Below are 19,249 nucleotides of genomic sequence, written 5' to 3'. Positions count from 1 at the left end.
GAATTTGTACTGGTTACAGCACGCCCGGCCCCGGGCGTGCTGAGAAGTCTCACTCCGACGGGAGCTAATCCGTGAAAGACTTACTTAAGTTTCTGAAAGCGCAAACTAAGACCGAAGAGTTTGATGCGATCAAAATTGCTCTGGCCTCGCCAGACATGATCCGTTCCTGGTCTTTTGGTGAAGTTAAAAAGCCGGAAACCATTAACTACCGTACGTTCAAACCAGAACGTGACGGGCTTTTCTGCGCGCGTATTTTCGGGCCAGTAAAAGACTATGAGTGCCTGTGCGGTAAGTACAAGCGCCTGAAGCACCGCGGTGTTATCTGTGAGAAGTGTGGCGTTGAAGTTACACAGACCAAAGTACGCCGTGAGCGTATGGGTCACATCGAGCTGGCTTCACCTACTGCGCACATCTGGTTCCTGAAATCGCTGCCTTCGCGCATCGGTTTGCTGCTGGATATGCCATTGCGTGACATTGAACGCGTGCTCTACTTCGAATCTTATGTGGTTGTCGAAGGCGGCATGACCAACCTTGAGCGTCGTCAGATCCTGACTGAAGAGCAGTATCTGGATGCGCTGGAAGAGTTTGGCGATGAGTTTGACGCGAAAATGGGTGCGGAAGCGATCCAGGCCCTGTTGAAAAACATGGATCTGGAGCAGGAGTGCGAGCAGCTGCGTGAAGAGCTGACCGAAACCAACTCCGAAACCAAACGCAAAAAGCTGACCAAGCGTATCAAGCTGCTGGAAGCGTTCGTTCAGTCTGGTAACAAGCCAGAGTGGATGATCCTTACCGTGCTGCCTGTGCTGCCACCGGATCTGCGTCCGCTGGTACCGCTGGACGGCGGTCGTTTCGCAACAAGCGATCTGAACGATCTCTATCGTCGCGTGATCAACCGTAACAACCGTCTGAAGCGCCTGCTGGATCTGGCTGCGCCAGATATCATCGTACGTAACGAAAAACGTATGCTGCAGGAAGCGGTCGATGCGCTGCTGGATAACGGCCGTCGCGGTCGTGCGATCACCGGTTCTAACAAGCGTCCTCTGAAATCTTTGGCCGATATGATCAAAGGTAAGCAGGGTCGTTTCCGTCAGAACTTGCTGGGTAAACGTGTCGACTACTCTGGTCGTTCCGTTATCACCGTGGGTCCATACCTGCGTCTGCACCAGTGTGGTCTGCCGAAGAAAATGGCGCTGGAGCTGTTCAAACCGTTCATCTACGGCAAGCTGGAACTGCGTGGTCTTGCTACCACCATTAAAGCCGCCAAGAAAATGGTTGAGCGTGAAGAAGCTGTCGTTTGGGATATCCTGGACGAAGTGATCCGCGAACACCCGGTACTGCTGAACCGTGCGCCAACGCTGCACCGTCTGGGTATCCAGGCCTTTGAGCCAGTGCTGATCGAAGGTAAAGCTATCCAGCTGCACCCGCTGGTTTGTGCGGCTTATAACGCCGACTTCGATGGTGACCAGATGGCTGTTCACGTACCGCTGACGCTGGAAGCCCAGCTGGAAGCGCGTGCGCTGATGATGTCCACCAACAACATCCTGTCGCCAGCGAACGGTGAGCCAATCATCGTTCCTTCTCAGGACGTTGTACTGGGTCTCTACTACATGACCCGCGACTGTGTTAACGCCAAAGGCGAAGGCATGGTGCTGACTGGCCCTAAAGAAGCGGAGCGTATTTATCGCGCCGGTCTGGCCTCTCTGCACGCTCGCGTGAAAGTGCGTATCACCGAGCACGAAAAGAACGAGCAGGATGAGTGGGTTGCTAAAACCAGCATCATCGATACCACCGTTGGCCGTGCCATCCTCTGGATGATCGTGCCTAAAGGTCTGCCGTACTCAATCGTGAACCAGGCGCTGGGCAAGAAAGCTATCTCCAAGATGCTGAACACCTGTTACCGCATCCTGGGCCTGAAGCCGACCGTTATCTTTGCTGACCAGACCATGTACACCGGTTTCGCCTACGCTGCGCGCTCTGGTGCGTCTGTAGGTATCGACGACATGGTTATCCCGGCCAAGAAAGTGGAAATCATCACCGAAGCGGAAGCGGAAGTGGCTGAGATTCAGGAGCAGTTCCAGTCTGGTCTGGTTACCGCTGGCGAACGTTATAACAAAGTGATCGATATCTGGGCTGCGGCCAACGAACGCGTTGCTAAAGCGATGATGGAAAACCTCTCTACCGAAGTCGTGATCAACCGCGATGGCGTGGAAGAGCGTCAGGTTTCCTTCAACAGCATCTTTATGATGGCTGACTCCGGTGCGCGTGGTTCTGCTGCCCAGATCCGTCAGCTGGCCGGTATGCGTGGTCTGATGGCTAAGCCAGATGGCTCAATCATCGAGACGCCAATTACCGCGAACTTCCGTGAAGGTCTGAACGTACTCCAGTACTTCATCTCCACGCACGGTGCTCGTAAAGGTCTTGCGGATACCGCACTGAAAACCGCGAACTCCGGTTACCTGACCCGTCGTCTGGTTGACGTGGCACAGGATCTGGTGGTGACCGAAGATGATTGTGGTACCCATGAAGGTATCATGATGACTCCGGTTATCGAGGGTGGCGATGTTAAAGAGCCACTGCGCGAACGTGTTCTGGGTCGTGTGACCGCAGAAGACGTGCTGAAGCCGGGTACTGCCGACATTCTGCTGCCACGCAACACCCTGCTGCACGAACAGCAGTGTGACCTGTTGGAAGAGCACTCTGTTGACAGCCTGAAAGTTCGCTCCGTAGTAAGTTGCGAAACTGACTTCGGCGTGTGCGCCCACTGTTATGGACGCGATCTGGCACGTGGTCACATCATCAACAAAGGTGAGGCCATCGGCGTTATCGCAGCACAGTCCATCGGTGAGCCGGGTACACAGCTGACGATGCGTACGTTCCACATCGGTGGTGCGGCATCTCGTGCGGCTGCTGAATCCAGCATCCAGGTGAAGAACAAGGGTACGCTGAAGCTGATCAATGCTAAGTCGGTAACCAACTCCGCTGGCAAGCTGGTTGTTACTTCACGTAACACCGAGCTGAAAATGATCGACGAATTTGGCCGGACCAAAGAGAGCTATAAAGTTCCTTACGGTTCTACCATGGCGAAAGGCGACGGCGAGCAGGTTGCAGCGGGCGAGACCGTAGCAAACTGGGATCCGCATACCATGCCGGTTATCACCGAAGTGAGCGGTTTCATTCGCTTCACTGACATGATTGACGGCCAGACCATTACCCGCCAGACGGATGACCTGACCGGTCTCTCCTCTCTGGTGATCCTGGACAGTGCTGAACGTACTGCCGGTGGTAAAGATCTGCGTCCAGCGCTGAAAATTGTTGATGCCAACGGCAATGACGTAATGATCCCAGGCTCCGATATGCCTGCTCAGTACTTCCTGCCAGGTAAAGCGATTGTGCAGCTGGAGGACGGTATCAAGATCAGCTCGGGTGATACCCTGGCTCGTGTTCCGCAGGAATCTGGCGGTACCAAGGACATCACCGGTGGTCTGCCACGCGTTGCTGACCTGTTCGAAGCGCGTCGTCCGAAAGAGCCGGCAATCCTGGCTGAAATCAGCGGCATTATTTCCTTCGGTAAAGAGACCAAAGGGAAGCGTCGTCTGGTTATCACCCCGATTGATGGCAGCGATCATTACGAAGAGATGATTCCGAAATGGCGTCAGCTGAACGTGTTCGAAGGTGAGCGTGTTGAGCGTGGTGACGTGGTTTCCGATGGCCCAGAGTCTCCACATGACATTCTGCGTCTGCGTGGCGTGCATGCGGTGACCCGTTACATCACTAACGAAGTGCAGGAAGTTTACCGCCTGCAGGGCGTTAAGATTAACGATAAGCACATCGAAGTCATCGTTCGTCAGATGCTGCGTAAAGCAACCATCGCCAGCGCAGGAAGCACTGACTTCCTGGACGGCGAGCAGGTTGAAGTGTCACGCGTTAAAATTTCTAACCGTGAACTGGAAGCCAACGGCAAAATCGCAGCAACCTATATGCGCGATCTGCTGGGTATCACCAAAGCATCACTGGCGACCGAATCCTTCATCTCTGCCGCATCGTTCCAGGAAACGACGCGCGTACTGACCGAAGCAGCCGTTGCGGGCAAACGCGACGAACTGCGCGGCCTGAAAGAGAACGTTATCGTTGGCCGTCTGATCCCAGCCGGTACCGGTTACGCTTATCATCAGGATCGTATGCGCCGTAAAGCAGCTGGCGAAACGCCGGTTGTTCCTCAGGTGACTGCGGATGAAGCTTCTGCCAGCCTGGCAGAACTGCTGAACGCTGGTCTGGGCGGCAACGACGATTAATCGTCGCTGACCTCCTGACGTAAAAACCGCTCTCCGGAGCGGTTTTTTTATGCCTGTCGTTCTGGGAAATTTCACATTTGTTGGCGCTTATTCGCTAATTGCTAATCATATTATTATATTTTGCTAGCAATTAACCTTTAAGAGAAAACAATGAAAATGAAATCTGTTAAGACTCTGGTCGCCGCCACCCTGATGACAGCCTCTCTTTCAGCCTGTGCGGCTGAGACTACTGCGCCGAAAAATCCCATCAGCGTCCACGTGCTTAATCTGCAAACGGGCGTGCCCACTGCGGGAGTCAGCGTAGAGCTGGAACAACGTTCTGATGCGGGCTGGGTCAAGCTGGCAGAAGGCAAGACCGACAGCAATGGCCGTATCGCGGCGCTTTATCCGGCAAATAAGTCGATGGCGGCGGGGGATTATAAAGTGGTCTTCAAAACGGGTGACTACTACAAGAGTACGCATCAGCCGACCTTCTTCCCGGAAATTCCGGTTATTTTCCATGTAGAGAAGAGTGGCGAGCATTACCATATTCCGCTGTTGCTGAGTCAGTATGGTTACTCAACCTATCGCGGAAATTAATCGATTCTCCCCCTTTGTTCATCTCTGGATGAAGATCGGATCAGTTAAGCAGGATGGTGCTGAGCAATGCACAACGCCATCCTGACTTCATTTAATCCCGTCAGCATCATAAATACTCAATACCGTCTTCGTTCAGCGCAATGAGTTATCTCGCCGGGCATAAGGCTCCGTTCACCGCAGCGAGTTATCCCGTCGTACAAAAGCCCTGATTCAAAGAAGCCAGTCATTCTTCCCGGCGCAGGCTGAGCTTAAGCTCATCTACGGCATTTATTTATAACGCTCCACATCCTGTCGCGTCAGACCAATATCCTTGAGCTGAGCCGGGCTTAATCTGCTCAGGATCCTCTTCGTATGCTTTCTGGCGTACCAGGCTTTCCACAAACGATAAGGCAATTTGTAGATCAGATGAAACGGTGATGCTGCAAAAGGCCGCGCAGCCCGGTTTTCGTTAAATTCCATGCTCTTCTCCTCAGCGGGGTATAGCGTTAGTCTGCGCGGAACGGGCGGATCAATACAGATTCAAAAATCACCTTTCTTTAACATACAGATTGGTGGATAGTGGTTCTGAATGGTGAAGTTCGATGAAATCTGTACTGGTTTCGGGGATAAATGGCTGGTGGGGAGCATACAATGACAAGGTATCAACATCTGGCGGAGCTACTGGCGCAGCGGATTGAGCAAGGGCTCTATCTGAGTGGTGAGCGTCTGCCCTCAGTCAGGACGCTCAGTAGTGAGCATGGCGTCAGCATCAGTACCGTCCAGCAGGCTTATCACCTGCTGGAAGAGCGACGGCTGATCACGCCGCAGCCCCGTTCCGGCTATTTTGTCACGCCCCATAAAGCGGAGCCGCCCGTCCCGCCGCTTACCCGTCCTGCGCAGCGCCCTGTGGAAATCACGCAGTGGGACGCGGTGCTTGAGCTGCTGAATGCCCGGCAGGAGAAAGATGTGCTGCAGCTCGGCAGCGGCATGCCCGATCTCAATCAGCCAACGCTTAAACCGCTCTGGAAGATCATGAGCCGAATCGGCCATCAGCAGGATGTGCGGATGCTGAACTATGACAATATCTATGGCGTGCCTGAACTGCGCGAACAAATTGCCCGGCTGGCGGTAGATGGCGGATGCCATCTGGTACCCGAAGACATTGTCATCACCACCGGCTGCCATGAGGCTCTCTCTGTCTCTATTCGGGCGGTATGCCAGCCGGGCGATATTGTGGCCGTTGAATCACCCACCTTTCACGGCACCATGCAGTCGCTGCGCGGTTTTGGTATTAAGGCGATTGAGATCCCCACCGATTCAGAAACCGGCATCAGCCTGGAGGCGTTAGAACTGGCCCTGGAGCAGTGGCCGATAAAAGCGGTAGTGGTGGTGCCGAACTGCAACAATCCGCTGGGATTCATTATGCCGGAAGCCCGCAAACGTGCGCTGCTGGCGCTGGCGCAACGGTTTGACGTCGCCATTGTCGAAGACGATGTCTATGGCGAACTGGCGTATGAATATCCCAGGCCCTCAACGATCAAGTCCTTTGATGATGAAGGGCGTGTGCTGCTCTGCAGCTCATTTTCCAAAACTGTGGCGCCAGGGCTGCGGGTGGGATGGGTGGTGCCGGGACGCTATCTGGACCGCGTACTGCATATGAAATATATCGTCACCGGTTCTACCGCCACCCAGACGCAGATGGCTGCCGCAGAATTCGTGCGGCTGGGACATTATCCGGCGCACCTGCGGCGGATGCGGCAACATTACCAGCGTAATCTGGAGATTTTTACCCACTGGGTACGGCACTATTTTCCCTGTGGGATCTGCGTTACGCGGCCACAAGGTGGCTTTCTGATGTGGATCGAACTGCCTGAAGCGTTCGATGCCGTCCGGCTCAATAAAGAGCTACGGGAAGCAAAATTACAGGTAGCGGTCGGCTCGCTGTTTTCCGCTTCAGGCAAATATCGCAACTGTTTGCGACTGAGCTATGCCCAGCCCTTCACGGAAAAAACGGGCAGGGCACTTGAGATACTGGGAGCTGCGGTGGAAAGAGCGATGGAGCAATGCGGTATCGCCACGCCCCTCTCTTTAAAGGCGCAGGAGGGCAGGATCAGTATGGGGGAGGAAAACTGACCCACCCTGATGAGCCTCTGCCAGCTCAACAGCAGCACTCTGCCTCTGCTAAAAATGCAGGATCGCTCCCGGCGTAACTCTTTGCGAGAGGGCGCCGGAGAGTTCAACGTCAGGCTCTTATAAGCGCAAAAGCCTGCGGCGTCTCGCCGGCTTTTATTTCTTACCGTCCCAGATAGCGATCCCAGTCTTTCCATACCGGCTGCATTCCCGCCTGGATTAACGCTTCGGCAACCTGCTGAGGATGACGATTATCATGCGGGGAAAATTGCTCAAGCTCTCTCTGCGTCTCCGCATAGCCGCCGGGCTGCGTTTTCGAGAAGGCGCTGAGGGTATTGATCGCCAGCGGCACCACCTTATCGCGGAACTGTGGTGACTCTCTGGTTGAAAGAGACTGCTCCACCTCAGGCGCAAATAACCTGAAGGCGCAGATAACCTGTACCAGCTGCGCTTCGTCCATCACCGAAGCGGGCTGGATGCCGCCCGCACAGGGGCGCAGCCGGGGAAATGCCACGGAGTAGCGGCTCTGCCACCAGCTTTTTTGCAGCCACAGCAGGTGCTCCGCCATCATATAGCAGTCGGTACGCCAGCTGTCGGAAAGACCAATCAGCGCACCTAAACCAATTTTATCGACGCCCGCCCGCCCCAGCCTGTCAGGCGTTTCCAGCCGGAAGAAAAAGTCCTGTTTGTTTCCCTTCAGATGGTGCTGGCTGTAGACCGCTGAATGATAGGTCTCCTGATAAACCAGCACGCCATCAAGCCCCAGCGTTCTCAGCTCGGCATACTCCGCTTCGCTCATCGGCTGCACTTCCATCATCAGAGAGCTGAAATGCTGACGGATCGAGGGGAGATGCTCACGAAAATAGGGCATGCCCACTTTCGCCTGATGTTCGCCGGTCACCAGCAGCAGGTTGTCAAAACCCAGCGCACGGATCGCTTCGCATTCACGCGCAATCTCTGCGGCATCCAGCGTCTTACGCTTGATGCGGTTACTCATGGAAAAGCCGCAGTAGGTACACTCGTTCGCGCAGAGGTTAGAGAGGTAGAGCGGCACAAACAGGTTCACGGCATGACCGAACCGCTGCCGCGTCAGCCGCTGCGCTTTTTGCGCCAGCGGTTCAAGATAGTGGATCGCGGCGGGCGAGAGCAGCGCCATCAGCTCTTCGCGCCCCACTTTGGCTGCATTCAGCGCAGCTTCAACATCGGCCGCGGTTTTACTGTGAATGCGCAGGCGAATGTCATCCCATTCCAGCTTTTCCCACTGAGAGACGAAACTTTTCATCCTTCACCTCCGGCCTGCAAAAACCGGGTCAGTGGGCTGGTGGGCACGGCCTGTTGCAAGCGCGAACCAGGGCCGCTTCGGTAGGCCAGCGCGCCAGCTTCTACAGCCAGCCTGAAGGCTCTGGCCATCTGCACCGGATCCCGAGCGGAGGCGATAGCGGTATTGACCAGCACCGCGTCCGCGCCCATTTCCAGCGCTTCACTGGCATGGCTTGGCGCGCCGATACCGGCATCAACAATCACCGGGACGTTCGCCTGCTCAATGATAATTTCCAGCAGATCGCGGGTTTTCAGCCCCTGATTACTGCCAATAGGCGCACCCAGCGGCATCACGGCCGCGCAACCCGCTTCCTCCAGACGTTTACATAAAACAGGATCGGCATGGCAGTAGGGCAGCACGGTAAATCCCTCTCTGACCAGAATTTCAGCTGCTTTCAGCGTCTCGATAGGATCGGGCAGCAGATAACGTACGTCAGGATGGATCTCCAGTTTCAGCCAGCGGGTTCCCAGCGCCTCACGAGCGAGGCGGGCGGCAAAAATCGCCTCTTCGGCCGTTTTAGCGCCGGAGGTGTTCGGCAGCAGTGCTACACCCAGCGCCTGTAACGGACGAAGAATAGCGTCATCGCCGCCCCGTAAATCCACGCGTTTCATCGCCATCGTCACCAACTGGCTACCAGACTCCCTTAAAGCTTCCAGCATCAGCGTGGGGCTGGAGAATTTTCCCGTGCCTGCAAACAGGCGGGATGAAAATGTTTTATCAGCAATTTGCAGCATATCAGCCTCCGGCGATGGCCTGGAAAATCACCAGCTCATCGCCCTCCTGTAAAAGATATTCCGCCCAGCGATCGCGCGGAATAATCTGTTGATTTACGGCCAGCGCAGTGCCGGGCTGGCGACGGGAAAGCTGCTCCAGCAGCTCAGCCAGCGTCACCGCTCCTTCAAGCGTCAGCGCATCATCATTAACAACGATCTGCATCGTGCTCTCCACACACCGGGCAGCTCGTGCTGCGCTCCAGGTTTAACGTCCGCCAGGTCTGCTGCCGCCCGTCAAAAAGCCGCAGCTTACCGTCCAGAGGGGAAGGGTGACCCGCTAACATTTTCAGGGCTTCTAATGCCTGTAACGTACCCATTACCCCCACCACCGGCCCCAGCACGCCGGCATTGCGGCAATTGCGCTGCGGCTCTGCTTCATCAGGCCACAGGCAGCGGTAGCAGCCCTGCGCAAACGGCGGCGTAAGAACCAGCAGCTGGCCGCCGAACCCCACGGCGCTGGCGCTGATCAACGGCGTGGCGCTCTTTACGCAGGCGGCATTGACCGCATGGCGGGTTTCCATGTTGTCGCTACAGTCCAGCACCAGATCGACCCACTCCACGCTCTCCTGCAGCGTGGCTGTGGTCATCCGGCGCTCCAGCGCAATAAACTCCACCTGCGGGTTGAGTGACTGCAGATGCTTTTTCGCCAGCGCGACTTTTGACTGCCCGGTTTCAGCGGTACGAAACAGGATCTGTCGCTGAAGATTACTGATATGCACAGTGTCATCATCGGCCAGCACCAGCCTCCCGACGCCCGCAGCTGCCAGATAGAGTGCCGCCGGGGAGCCTAACCCGCCAAGGCCGACAATCAGGACGCTGGCATCCTGCAGCTTTTGCTGGGCATCAGGACCAAACTCCTCCAGCAGCAGCTGGCGGCTGTAACGGAGAAAATCGCTGTCATTTAGCATCAGCGTCATCTCCTGTCCCGGCCAGCGCCAACAAGTCGGCTGTGGCTGCCCGCCAGTCAGCGGCCTGGGTGATAGCGCTGACCACGGCGATGCTGCCCACGCCGGTGGCCAGCACCTGCGGCGCACGCTCCAGAGTGATCCCACCAATCGCTACGGTGGAGATGCCCTTCAGGCGGGAGAGATGGCGTTGCAGTTCACTGAGTCCCTGTGGCGATGAGGGCATGACTTTGGTCTGCGTCGGGAACAGATGCCCCAGTGCGATATAGGAAGGTTGCTCTGCCAGAGCGCGATCCAGCTCCGCGTCGTCATGTGTGGAGAGGCCGAGACGTAAGCCCGCGCGATGCAGGACATCCAGATCCGCCACATCCAGATCCTCCTGACCCAGATGCACGCCATAGGCCTGATATTTAATGGCTGAACGCCAGTAATCATTGATAAACAGGCGGGCCTGATAACGTTTGCCCAGCGCGACCGCGTGGGCGATATCCTGCTCTACCGCCGCTTCCGGAAGATCTTTAATACGAAGTTGCAGCGTACGCACGCCAGCATCCAGCAGGCGTTCAAGCCATGCCACACTCTCCACTACCGGATAGAGACCAAGCCGCGCGGCAGTTGCGGGAAAAGGGCCGCGGCTCATGCTTTTTCCTCCCGAATCAGCGCGTCGGCAGGATGATAGAGTTCGCCGCCGCGCGTGCGGAACGCTTCGGACATTTCGGCCATCCCGACTTCAATTGGCTGCGCTTCCGCCTCCAGGCGGGCGGCATAGTCGCGCACCTCCTGGGTAATCTTCATCGAACAGAATTTAGGCCCGCACATTGAGCAAAAATGGGCCACCTTGCCCGACTCCTGCGGCAGCGTCTCATCGTGGTAGGCTCGCGCCGTATGGGGATCGAGCGCCAGGTTGAACTGATCTTCCCAGCGGAATTCGAAACGGGCTTTCGACATGGCGTTATCGCGGATCTGTGCGCCAGGATGACCTTTTGCCAGGTCTGCGGCATGTGCAGCAATCTTGTAGGTAATCAGCCCCTGCTTAACATCTTCCTTGTTGGGCAGTCCCAGATGCTCTTTTGGCGTGACGTAGCAAAGCATGGCGCAGCCAAACCAGCCAATCATGGCGGCACCAATGCCGGAGGTAAAATGATCGTACCCCGGCGCGATATCTGTCGTCAGCGGGCCAAGGGTGTAGAAGGGCGCCTCATGGCAGTGCTCCAGCTGTTCTGTCATATTGCGGCGGATCATCTGCATCGGCACGTGGCCGGGGCCTTCAATCATCACCTGCACGTCATACTCCCAGGCGATTTTGGTCAGTTCGCCCAGCGTATGCAGCTCAGCAAATTGCGCCTCATCGTTGGCGTCCTGCAGAGAGCCGGGACGCAGGCCATCGCCCAGCGACAGCGAAACGTCATAGGCCGCGCACAGTTCGCAGATTTCGCGGAAATGCTCATAGAGGAAACTCTCTTTGTGATGCGAAAGGCACCATTTCGCCATGATCGAGCCGCCGCGTGAAACGATCCCGGTCAGTCGCTTTGCGGTCATCGGCACGTAGCGCAGCAGGACGCCGGCGTGGATGGTGAAGTAGTCCACACCCTGTTCAGCCTGCTCCAGCAGGGTGTCGCGGAAGATTTCCCAGGTGAGACTTTCCGCCACGCCATTCACCTTTTCCAGCGCCTGGTAAATCGGCACGGTGCCAATGGGGACCGGACTGTTACGCAATATCCATTCGCGAGTTTCATGAATATTCCGGCCCGTGGAGAGATCCATCACCGTATCGGCACCCCAGCGTGCTGACCACACCAGCTTCTCCACCTCCTCTTCAATAGAGGAGCTGACGGCGGAATTACCGATGTTGGCGTTGATTTTCACCAGAAAATTACGGCCAATGATCATCGGCTCAGATTCCGGGTGATTGATATTGGCGGGAATGATGGCGCGCCCGGCGGCCACTTCCTGGCGAACAAACTCCGGGGTGATATTCTCAGGCAGGCTGGCGCCAAAGCTGTTGCCGGGATGCTGTTGCAGCAGCACCTCGCCACGGATGCGTTCACGCCCCATGTTTTCACGCAGGGCGATAAACTCCATCTCCGGGGTGACAATACCCAGACGAGCGTAATGAAGCTGGGTGACGCAGCGGCCAGCCAGCGCCTTGCGAGGGCGAGGAAGATGTTCAAAGCGGAGATGATCCAACCCTTCATCCGCCAGCCGCTGCTGAGTATAAACTGAGCTGAGCTGCTCTATGGGCTGCGTATCACCGCGTTCGCTAATCCACGCCTGGCGCAAACGAGCCAGCCCACGGTGCACATCAATTTTCGCTTCAGGATCGCCGTAGGGGCCTGCGGTGTCATAGACCGGCACCGGCTCGTTGGCTTCGAATAGCGGCTTCTCTTTGCTGCCGCCGGTTTGGGTCGGGCTGAGCTGGATCTCGCGCATCGGTACGCGAATATCCTCACGGGATCCACTTAGCCAGATACGTCTGGAGTTAGGGAAAGCTGTGCCCTGAAGGGAGTCGATAAATTGTTGTGCTTCTGCACGCTGTTCGCGGCGGGACGGTTTTTTACTGGTAGACATAGCGCGTTCCTGAAAAAAGGGAATGTGCTTGCCTGGAGTTCGGAGGAGTAAGCGCAGGGTGTGAAAACGTACGGATCCACACCGTCACTGAATGTTTACTCTTGTTCCCTTCGCAGGTACTAACCTGATCAGGTTCCGCGGATCCCGAATAAACGGTCTCAGCCCCTAAGGGCACTCCGACAAGAAGAATTTTGCCCGACTCAAGCGTCCGACAAAACGTAGGTGGTGAAAAAGTAACCTCACCTGTAGTGCCCCTTCAGCATAAAGGGGCTTTTTTAAAACTACAAGGTTTTTACAAAGTGATAACTTTTACGCCGGGCGGGCCAGCGCGCTGTCGTTAGCGGCGACTGCTTTATCCGCGCTTTTCTCCAGCGCCAGCTGGATGAATTTATCTTCCAGCGTAAAGCGGGCTTCCAGCGCTTCCCCTACTTCAGAGAGGGCGTTCTGGAATTCCAGGTAGTTATCATGGTCGATAGCGCCTTCCAGATGCGTATCGTAAATGCGCATAATGATTTCAGTATTGGCCTGCAGCGAAGGATAGATAATGGCCGCTTTAGCCAGCTGCTCGCTGCCTTCCATCTCTTCAATAAAGCGTTCGTAAACGGTGAAATGACCGGTAGAGAGATAATCGACCAGGCCCTGACAGAAATTGTCCAGTGCGTTTTCGTCGAGCGTAGTCAGCGATTCCTTGTTAGGCTTGATGCCAACCAGATGATAATAGGCAATCAGCAACTGCCTGCGGGAGCGCAGACAGAAGTCTACCAGGTCGCTGCATCCGCCAACGCGCGCGGTAAGGACTTCTAACTGGTTAAGCATGTGTGACTCCAGGTATGTAATATTTCTGTCTAGCCCCAATCCAGTAATTCAAAATTCTGCATGTTGAGGATGAGCAAATTTATGCAACGTGAGATTTCAAGCGTAGACGTTGGCTGGTGGGTTGTCAGTCATGAACATAAACTGTGGTTGCCCAAAGGTCAATTACCCTATGGCAACGCAGAAGAGAATGGGCTGGCAGGATCTACCGGATCTTTGATAGGCGAGTGGCAGGGCGATCCTGTTTATCTGATCTGTGAAAACCGGCCACAGGAGATGGGATCGTTACGCCAGATCCTCGATCAGGATGTCGGGCTTTTTCAGCTGGCGGGCAAAGGGATCCAGCTGGCGGAGTTTTATCGATCCCACAAATGGTGCGGCTACTGCGGCCATGAGATGCATCACAGCAAAACGGAAAGAGCCTGCCTTTGCCAGCATTGCCGCCAGCGTTACTACCCGCAAATTGCCCCCTGCATCATTGTCGCCATCCGCCGGGGCGAAGAAATTTTACTGGCCCAGCACACCAAACACCGTAACGGAATCTATACGGTACTGGCAGGATTTGTTGAAGTTGGCGAAACGCTGGAAGAGACCGTCGCGCGTGAAGTAATGGAAGAGAGCGGCATTAAAGTGAAGAATCTGCGCTATATCTCTTCACAACCCTGGCCATTCCCGCAGTCGTTAATGATGGCGTTTATGGCCGATTACGACAGCGGTGAGATCCAGATTGACCCGAAAGAGCTGCTGGATGCAGGCTGGTATCGATTTGATGCCCTGCCGCACTTGCCGCCAGCCGGAACGGTAGCACGTCGGCTGATTGAGGATACCGTTGCCCTCTGCCGCGCCGAGGCGGAATGAATGCTATACTGCGCGCCTGAATTTGAGAGAGCCTTTAAAGATGAGTGAACTGAAGAACGATCGTTATCTGCGCGCGCTGCTGCGCCAGCCTGTTGATGTCACACCTGTGTGGATGATGCGTCAGGCCGGTCGCTATCTGCCAGAGTACAAAGCCACCCGCGCCGTTGCCGGCGATTTTATGTCGCTTTGCAAAAATGCCGAGCTGGCCTGCGAAGTGACTCTACAACCGCTGCGGCGTTACCCGCTTGATGCGGCGATCCTGTTCTCGGATATTCTGACCATTCCTGATGCCATGGGTTTAGGTCTCTATTTTGAAGCCGGTGAAGGCCCACGCTTCTCCTCGCCAGTAACCTGTCGTGCAGATGTTGAAAAGCTGCCGGTACCGGATCCGGAGCAGGAACTGGGCTATGTGATGAACGCCGTGCGGACCATCCGCAAAAATCTCAACGGTGAAGTGCCGTTAATCGGCTTTACCGGCAGCCCCTGGACGCTGGCGACCTACATGGTCGAAGGCGGCAGCAGTAAAGCTTTCACCAAACTCAAAAAGATGATGTATGCGGAGCCGCAAACCTTGCATCTGATGCTGGATAAGCTGGCAGAGAGCGTTACGCTCTACCTCAATGCGCAGATCCGTGCTGGCGCGCAGTCGGTGATGATCTTCGATACCTGGGGCGGGGTGCTGACCGGACGCGATTATCTGGAGTTCTCTCTGCATTACATGCACAAAATTATCGATGGCCTGCAGCGTGAAAACGACGGGCGCCGCGTGCCGGTGACGATGTTCACCAAAGGCGGCGGCCAGTGGCTGGAAGCGATGGCTGCGACCGGCTGTGATGCGCTGGGGCTGGACTGGACCACCGACATCGCCGATGCGCGTCGTCGGGTGGGCGATAAAGTGGCGCTGCAGGGCAATATGGATCCTTCCATGCTTTATGCTGCACCTGCACGCATCGAACAGGAAGTGGCGACCATTCTTGAAGGTTTTGGTCAGGGCACCGGGCATGTCTTCAACCTGGGCCACGGCATCCATCAGGATGTGCCACCGGAACACGCGGGCGTATTTGTGGAGGCTGTCCACAAACTGTCACGCCCTTACCATCAGGGGTAAGTATGGATATTCAGGCATTAAAGCAGGAACAGTTAACGCGGGCGGCGGAAGTCGTTCGCGAAGATGACTTCGACGTTATGCCTCCACGCTATATTGGTGGCGCCGATGTGGGATTTGAGCAGGGGGGCGAGGTGACACGCGCCGCCCTCGTTATTCTGGAGTATCCCTCACTGAAGCTGGTAGAGCACCGGGTGGCCCGTATCGCCACCACCATGCCTTATATCCCCGGTTATCTCTCTTTCCGCGAATATCCTGCGCTGCTGGCCGCCTGGGAGCTGCTTGAGCAGCGTCCCGACCTGTTATTCGTTGACGGACAGGGAATTGCGCATCCGCGCCGCCTGGGCGTAGCCAGCCATTTTGGCATGCTGGTGGACGTGCCCACTATCGGCGTGGCCAAACGTCGTTTGTGCGGCAAGTTCGAGCCGCTGGGCGATGAGCCGGGCGAACGGCAGCCGCTGATCGACAAAGGCGAGCAGATTGGCTGGGTGCTGCGCAGCAAGAGGCGCTGTAATCCGCTGTTTATCTCTTCCGGGCATCGCGTTAGCGCAGATACAGCCCTGACGTGGGTAGAAACTTGCTTACAGGGCTACCGGCTTCCCGAGCCGACCCGCTGGGCAGATGCCGTCGCCTCTAACCGCCCCTCTTTTGTCCGACTTGGCCTGCAGGGTTAACGGTGTGAGCTTTCTGCTTTTCAGTTACACTGCTGGCCGCGCACTTATCTTTAAGAGATCCCAACATGTTACGTAATCCCATTCACCTGCGGCTTGAGAAACTGGAAAGCTGGCAGCACGTTACTTTTATGGCCTGCCTGTGTGAACGTATGTTCCCCAACTACTGGGCATTTTGCCAGCAGACCGGTTTTGGGGATGCGCAAATTTATCGCCGTATTCTTGATCTGATCTGGGAAACCCTGGTGATCAAAGATGCCAAAGTGAATTTTGATTCGCAGCTGGAAAAGTTTGAAGAAGCGATTCCGGCAGCAGAGGATTACGACCTGTATGGCGTCTATCCCGCCATTGATGCCTGCGTGGCGCTGAGCGAACTGCTGCACTCCCGTCTGAGCGGTGAAACGCTGGCGCATGCGATCGCCGTCAGCGAAGCCTCCATTACCAGCGTTGCGATGCTGGAAATGACGCAGGCTGAACGTGAAATGACCGATGAAGAGTTAAAAGAGAACCCGGCGGTAGAAGAGGAGTGGGACATCCAGTGGGAGATTTTCCGCCTGCTCAGCGCCTGCGAGGAGAGGGACCTCGACCTGATCAAAGGACTGCGATCTGACCTGCGGGAGTCGGGGATCAGTAACATCGGTATAAATTTTCAGCAATAACACGATAAAACGTGACTTCAGGCCTGATTTGTAGCGCCTTAAGGCTTCACATTCGCCCCCAGTCTGGTCTACATTTGGGGGGCTGAAAAATGTGGCTAGCGGTGCGTGAATGCAGGAGAGCGCCAAATTTGGTTTTTCCCTCGCACATGATGCTTAGCAAGCGATAAATACACTGTAAGGATAACTTATGAACAAGACTCAACTGATTGATGTAATTGCGGACAAAGCGGACCTGTCTAAGACCCAGGCTAAAGCTGCTCTGGAATCCACCCTGGCTGCGATTACTGAGTCTCTGAAAGAAGGTGATGCTGTACAACTGGTTGGTTTTGGTACCTTTAAAGTTAACCACCGTGCTGAGCGTACTGGCCGCAACCCGCAGACTGGTAAAGAAATCAAAATTGCTGCTGCAAACGTACCGGCATTTGTTTCTGGTAAAGCACTGAAAGACGCTGTTAAGTAATCGTCTGACGGTGAAAAGTTTTAAACAGGGGGGCGTAAAGCCCCTTTTGTTAAGGTTCTGGTTCTCTGCTTTTCTCTGCTTCAGCTACGCCTGCTGCGGCAAACCCGCCCGCAATGTGTGATAATCACACCCATGAAACGACACCCGTTTACCTTCTCCACCCTCGCGCTGATGCTGCTGATGCTGGCAGGATGCAGCTCACGCTCCACGCGCCCTGATTTTACCGCCAGCGGCTATCTTGCTGACCGTGGCACCGTCAGGATCTGGCGTAAAGACAACCCTAACCACTCCAGCCATCTTGTAACGGTCTATACCCCATTCACGGGAGGCAACACTGAAACCACAGATTATCTGTGGCAGCAGGAGAAGCTGATCTCGATTGAACGCCACATCAAAGGGGAGCACCCGGACGACGTGACGCTGAGGTTTGATCAGGATGGCAGCCTGAGCTTTATGCAGCGCCAGCTGGAAGGGCGACGTGAGGCGCTCTCGCCGGACGCCGTGGCGCTGTATCAGTTCGATGCGGGGCGCATGCTCAAAATCAGCGACGACCTGCTGGAGGGGCGCGTATGGCTGAAGCAGGGGCACTGGTCACCTTCGGGTACGGTAACGCTTTGCAAAGGCGGTGAGGAGAAGCCCAGCTTCGATCCTTTCTTTACTCGCTATATCACGCAGCATCAGCAGGAATCGGGCAAGCCGGTGAGCATTTCCTGGCTGGAAGCGCCTAAGGGGACGCAGCTGATTCTGGTTTCAGCCGACGATCAGTGTGCGACGGAGCCGCAAGAGGCTGATTTGTGAGTGCAGAGAAGGCGGGACAGAGGAACAGGGGCCGATACGTCGGCCCCTGGAACAATTACTTACGACCGATTGCGCGATAGCCAATATCGCTACGGCAGAAGCTCCCCTGCCATGAGATAGATTTCGCCAGGGCATACGCCTGCTTCTGCGCCGCGGCGACATCTTCACCCAGCGCCGTCACGCACAGCACGCGTCCACCGTTGGTGACGACCAAATCATCCTGCATCGTTGTCCCGGCATGGAACACTTTGCCGTCAGGCGTCGCTTCCAGCGGTAAACCGTGAATTTGATCGCCCGTGCTGTAATCGCCCGGATAGCCGCCCGCCGCCAGCACCACGCCCAGTGAAGGACGAGGATCCCAGAGTGACTCTTTGGTATTGAGCTTGCCGTCCACGGCAGCCAGGCAAAGATCCACCAGATCCGACTGCATGCGCAGCATGATCGGCTGCGTTTCAGGATCGCCAAAGCGGCAGTTGAACTCGATCACTTTCGGCTGACCGCTCTTGTCGATCATCAGGCCTGCATACAGGAAGCCAGTGTAGACATTGCCTTCAGCCGCCATGCCGCGCACGGTTGGCCAGATCACCTCATCCATGACACGCTGGTGGATTTCATCAGTGACCACCGGAGCGGGTGAGTAGGCGCCCATACCGCCGGTATTTGGACCGGTATCGGCATCGCCCACGCGCTTGTGATCCTGGCTGGTGGCCATCGGCAGCACGTTCTCGCCATCTACCATCACGATAAAGCTGGCTTCCTCACCGTCGAGGAACTCTTCCACCACGATACGGTGGCCCGCATCGCCAAAAGCGTTGCCTGCCAGCATATCCTGGATAGCCTCTTCCGCTTCCTGCAGCGTCATCGCCACAATCACACCTTTACCGGCGGCAAGGCCATCGGCCTTGATAACGATCGGCGCACCTTTACTCCGGGTGTAGGCCAGCGCCGGTTCTACTTCCGTAAAGTTCTGATATTCCGCGGTAGGAATATGGTGGCGAGCCAGGAAATCCTTGGTAAAGGCTTTCGACCCTTCCAGCTGCGCGGCAGCCTGCGTCGGCCCAAAAATTTTCAGACCGGCGGCGCGGAAGGCATCCACCACGCCGATCACCAGCGGCGCTTCCGGTCCCACTATGGTCAGGTCAATCTGCTCATTTTGCGCAAAGTTAAGCAAAGCAGGGATATCGGTCGCGCTGATGTTCACGTTCTGCAGGGCAGGCTCAAGCGCGGTGCCTGCATTGCCTGGCGCCACGAAAACGGTCTCCGCCAGCGGTGAAAGAGAGGCTTTCCAGGCCAGCGCGTGTTCACGTCCGCCATTACCAATCACTAAAATTTTCATCG

Annotated in this window: 18 protein-coding genes and 1 riboswitch; of the genes, 9 read left to right on the top strand and 9 right to left on the bottom strand. The window is 55.9% G+C overall.

The features are described 5' to 3' along the window. Positions 1 to 71 precede the first annotated feature (71 nt). Positions 72 to 4,292, top strand: coding sequence for a DNA-directed RNA polymerase subunit beta' (gene rpoC / locus Q3V30_RS19940; RefSeq protein ID WP_306208796.1), 4,221 nt, complete (start codon positions 72 to 74; stop codon positions 4,290 to 4,292). 156 nt (positions 4,293 to 4,448) lie between these two features. Continuing rightward, positions 4,449 to 4,871, top strand: coding sequence for a hydroxyisourate hydrolase (uraH, locus tag Q3V30_RS19935; protein WP_306213261.1), 423 nt, complete (start codon positions 4,449 to 4,451; stop codon positions 4,869 to 4,871). A gap of 267 nt (positions 4,872 to 5,138) precedes the next feature. Here uraH and Q3V30_RS19930 read toward each other — a convergent pair whose 3' ends face one another. Beyond that, entirely contained in the window at positions 5,139 to 5,330 is a 192-nt protein-coding gene (locus tag Q3V30_RS19930; RefSeq protein WP_306208794.1) for a DUF1127 domain-containing protein, read from the bottom strand. A gap of 171 nt (positions 5,331 to 5,501) precedes the next feature. On the opposite strand from Q3V30_RS19930, the gene Q3V30_RS19925 reads away from it, so the two are divergent. Further along, entirely contained in the window at positions 5,502 to 6,983 is a 1,482-nt protein-coding gene (locus Q3V30_RS19925; RefSeq protein ID WP_306208792.1) for an aminotransferase-like domain-containing protein, read from the top strand. A 160-nt stretch (positions 6,984 to 7,143) separates the two neighbouring features. On the opposite strand, the gene thiH is transcribed toward Q3V30_RS19925, so the two are convergent. The 7 genes from thiH to rsd form a co-directional block, all read right to left on the bottom strand. Continuing rightward, positions 7,144 to 8,262, bottom strand: coding sequence for a 2-iminoacetate synthase ThiH (thiH, locus tag Q3V30_RS19920; RefSeq protein WP_306208790.1), 1,119 nt, complete (start codon positions 8,260 to 8,262; stop codon positions 7,144 to 7,146). Beyond that, on the bottom strand, positions 8,259 to 9,035 hold the full coding sequence (locus Q3V30_RS19915; RefSeq protein ID WP_306208788.1) for a thiazole synthase: 777 nt from the start codon (positions 9,033 to 9,035) through the stop codon (positions 8,259 to 8,261). The genes thiH and Q3V30_RS19915 overlap by 4 nt, the downstream gene beginning before the upstream one ends. A 1-nt stretch (position 9,036) precedes the next feature. Beyond that, entirely contained in the window at positions 9,037 to 9,237 is a 201-nt protein-coding gene (thiS, locus tag Q3V30_RS19910) for a sulfur carrier protein ThiS (RefSeq protein ID WP_306208785.1), read from the bottom strand. Next, entirely contained in the window at positions 9,221 to 9,982 is a 762-nt protein-coding gene (locus Q3V30_RS19905; protein WP_306213260.1) for a HesA/MoeB/ThiF family protein, read from the bottom strand. The genes thiS and Q3V30_RS19905 overlap by 17 nt, the downstream gene beginning before the upstream one ends. Then, a complete protein-coding gene (gene thiE, locus Q3V30_RS19900; RefSeq protein ID WP_306208783.1) occupies positions 9,972 to 10,619 on the bottom strand; it encodes a thiamine phosphate synthase in 648 nt (215 codons plus the stop codon). The genes Q3V30_RS19905 and thiE overlap by 11 nt, the downstream gene beginning before the upstream one ends. Then, positions 10,616 to 12,547: a phosphomethylpyrimidine synthase ThiC gene (gene thiC / locus Q3V30_RS19895; protein WP_306208781.1), complete on the bottom strand. Its 1,932-nt coding sequence runs from the start codon at positions 12,545 to 12,547 to the stop codon at positions 10,616 to 10,618. The genes thiE and thiC overlap by 4 nt, the downstream gene beginning before the upstream one ends. 88 nt (positions 12,548 to 12,635) lie before the next feature. Further along, a riboswitch (TPP riboswitch) is annotated at positions 12,636 to 12,736 on the bottom strand. Positions 12,737 to 12,856: 120 nt separating this feature from the next. After that, on the bottom strand, positions 12,857 to 13,363 hold the full coding sequence (rsd, locus tag Q3V30_RS19890; RefSeq protein ID WP_306208780.1) for a sigma D regulator: 507 nt from the start codon (positions 13,361 to 13,363) through the stop codon (positions 12,857 to 12,859). An 81-nt stretch (positions 13,364 to 13,444) separates the two neighbouring features. On the opposite strand from rsd, the gene nudC reads away from it, so the two are divergent. From nudC to Q3V30_RS19860, 6 genes are all read left to right on the top strand, one after another. Then, positions 13,445 to 14,218, top strand: coding sequence for an NAD(+) diphosphatase (gene nudC / locus Q3V30_RS19885; RefSeq protein ID WP_306208778.1), 774 nt, complete (start codon positions 13,445 to 13,447; stop codon positions 14,216 to 14,218). A gap of 40 nt (positions 14,219 to 14,258) precedes the next feature. Further along, on the top strand, positions 14,259 to 15,326 hold the full coding sequence (gene hemE, locus Q3V30_RS19880; RefSeq protein ID WP_306208776.1) for a uroporphyrinogen decarboxylase: 1,068 nt from the start codon (positions 14,259 to 14,261) through the stop codon (positions 15,324 to 15,326). Positions 15,327 to 15,328: 2 nt separating this feature from the next. After that, on the top strand, positions 15,329 to 15,997 hold the full coding sequence (nfi, locus tag Q3V30_RS19875) for a deoxyribonuclease V (protein ID WP_306208774.1): 669 nt from the start codon (positions 15,329 to 15,331) through the stop codon (positions 15,995 to 15,997). A 65-nt stretch (positions 15,998 to 16,062) separates the two neighbouring features. Next, positions 16,063 to 16,653, top strand: coding sequence for a YjaG family protein (locus Q3V30_RS19870; RefSeq protein ID WP_306208772.1), 591 nt, complete (start codon positions 16,063 to 16,065; stop codon positions 16,651 to 16,653). Positions 16,654 to 16,840: 187 nt separating this feature from the next. Beyond that, positions 16,841 to 17,113, top strand: coding sequence for a nucleoid-associated protein HU-alpha (gene hupA / locus Q3V30_RS19865; protein ID WP_002438605.1), 273 nt, complete (start codon positions 16,841 to 16,843; stop codon positions 17,111 to 17,113). 132 nt (positions 17,114 to 17,245) lie between these two features. Next, entirely contained in the window at positions 17,246 to 17,911 is a 666-nt protein-coding gene (locus Q3V30_RS19860) for a DUF1481 domain-containing protein (RefSeq protein WP_306208757.1), read from the top strand. A 55-nt stretch (positions 17,912 to 17,966) separates the two neighbouring features. On the opposite strand, the gene purD is transcribed toward Q3V30_RS19860, so the two are convergent. After that, complete coding sequence (gene purD / locus Q3V30_RS19855) at positions 17,967 to 19,247, bottom strand: phosphoribosylamine--glycine ligase (RefSeq protein ID WP_306208754.1); 1,281 nt, start codon at positions 19,245 to 19,247, stop codon at positions 17,967 to 17,969. Positions 19,248 to 19,249 lie beyond the last annotated feature (2 nt).

Origin of the sequence: Erwinia pyri (assembly GCF_030758455.1) — a bacterium.
Lineage (GTDB): Bacteria > Pseudomonadota > Gammaproteobacteria > Enterobacterales > Enterobacteriaceae > Erwinia > Erwinia pyri.
The sequence above is the reverse complement of the archived record's forward strand: the minus strand, read 5'-3'. Positions and strand labels throughout refer to the sequence as shown.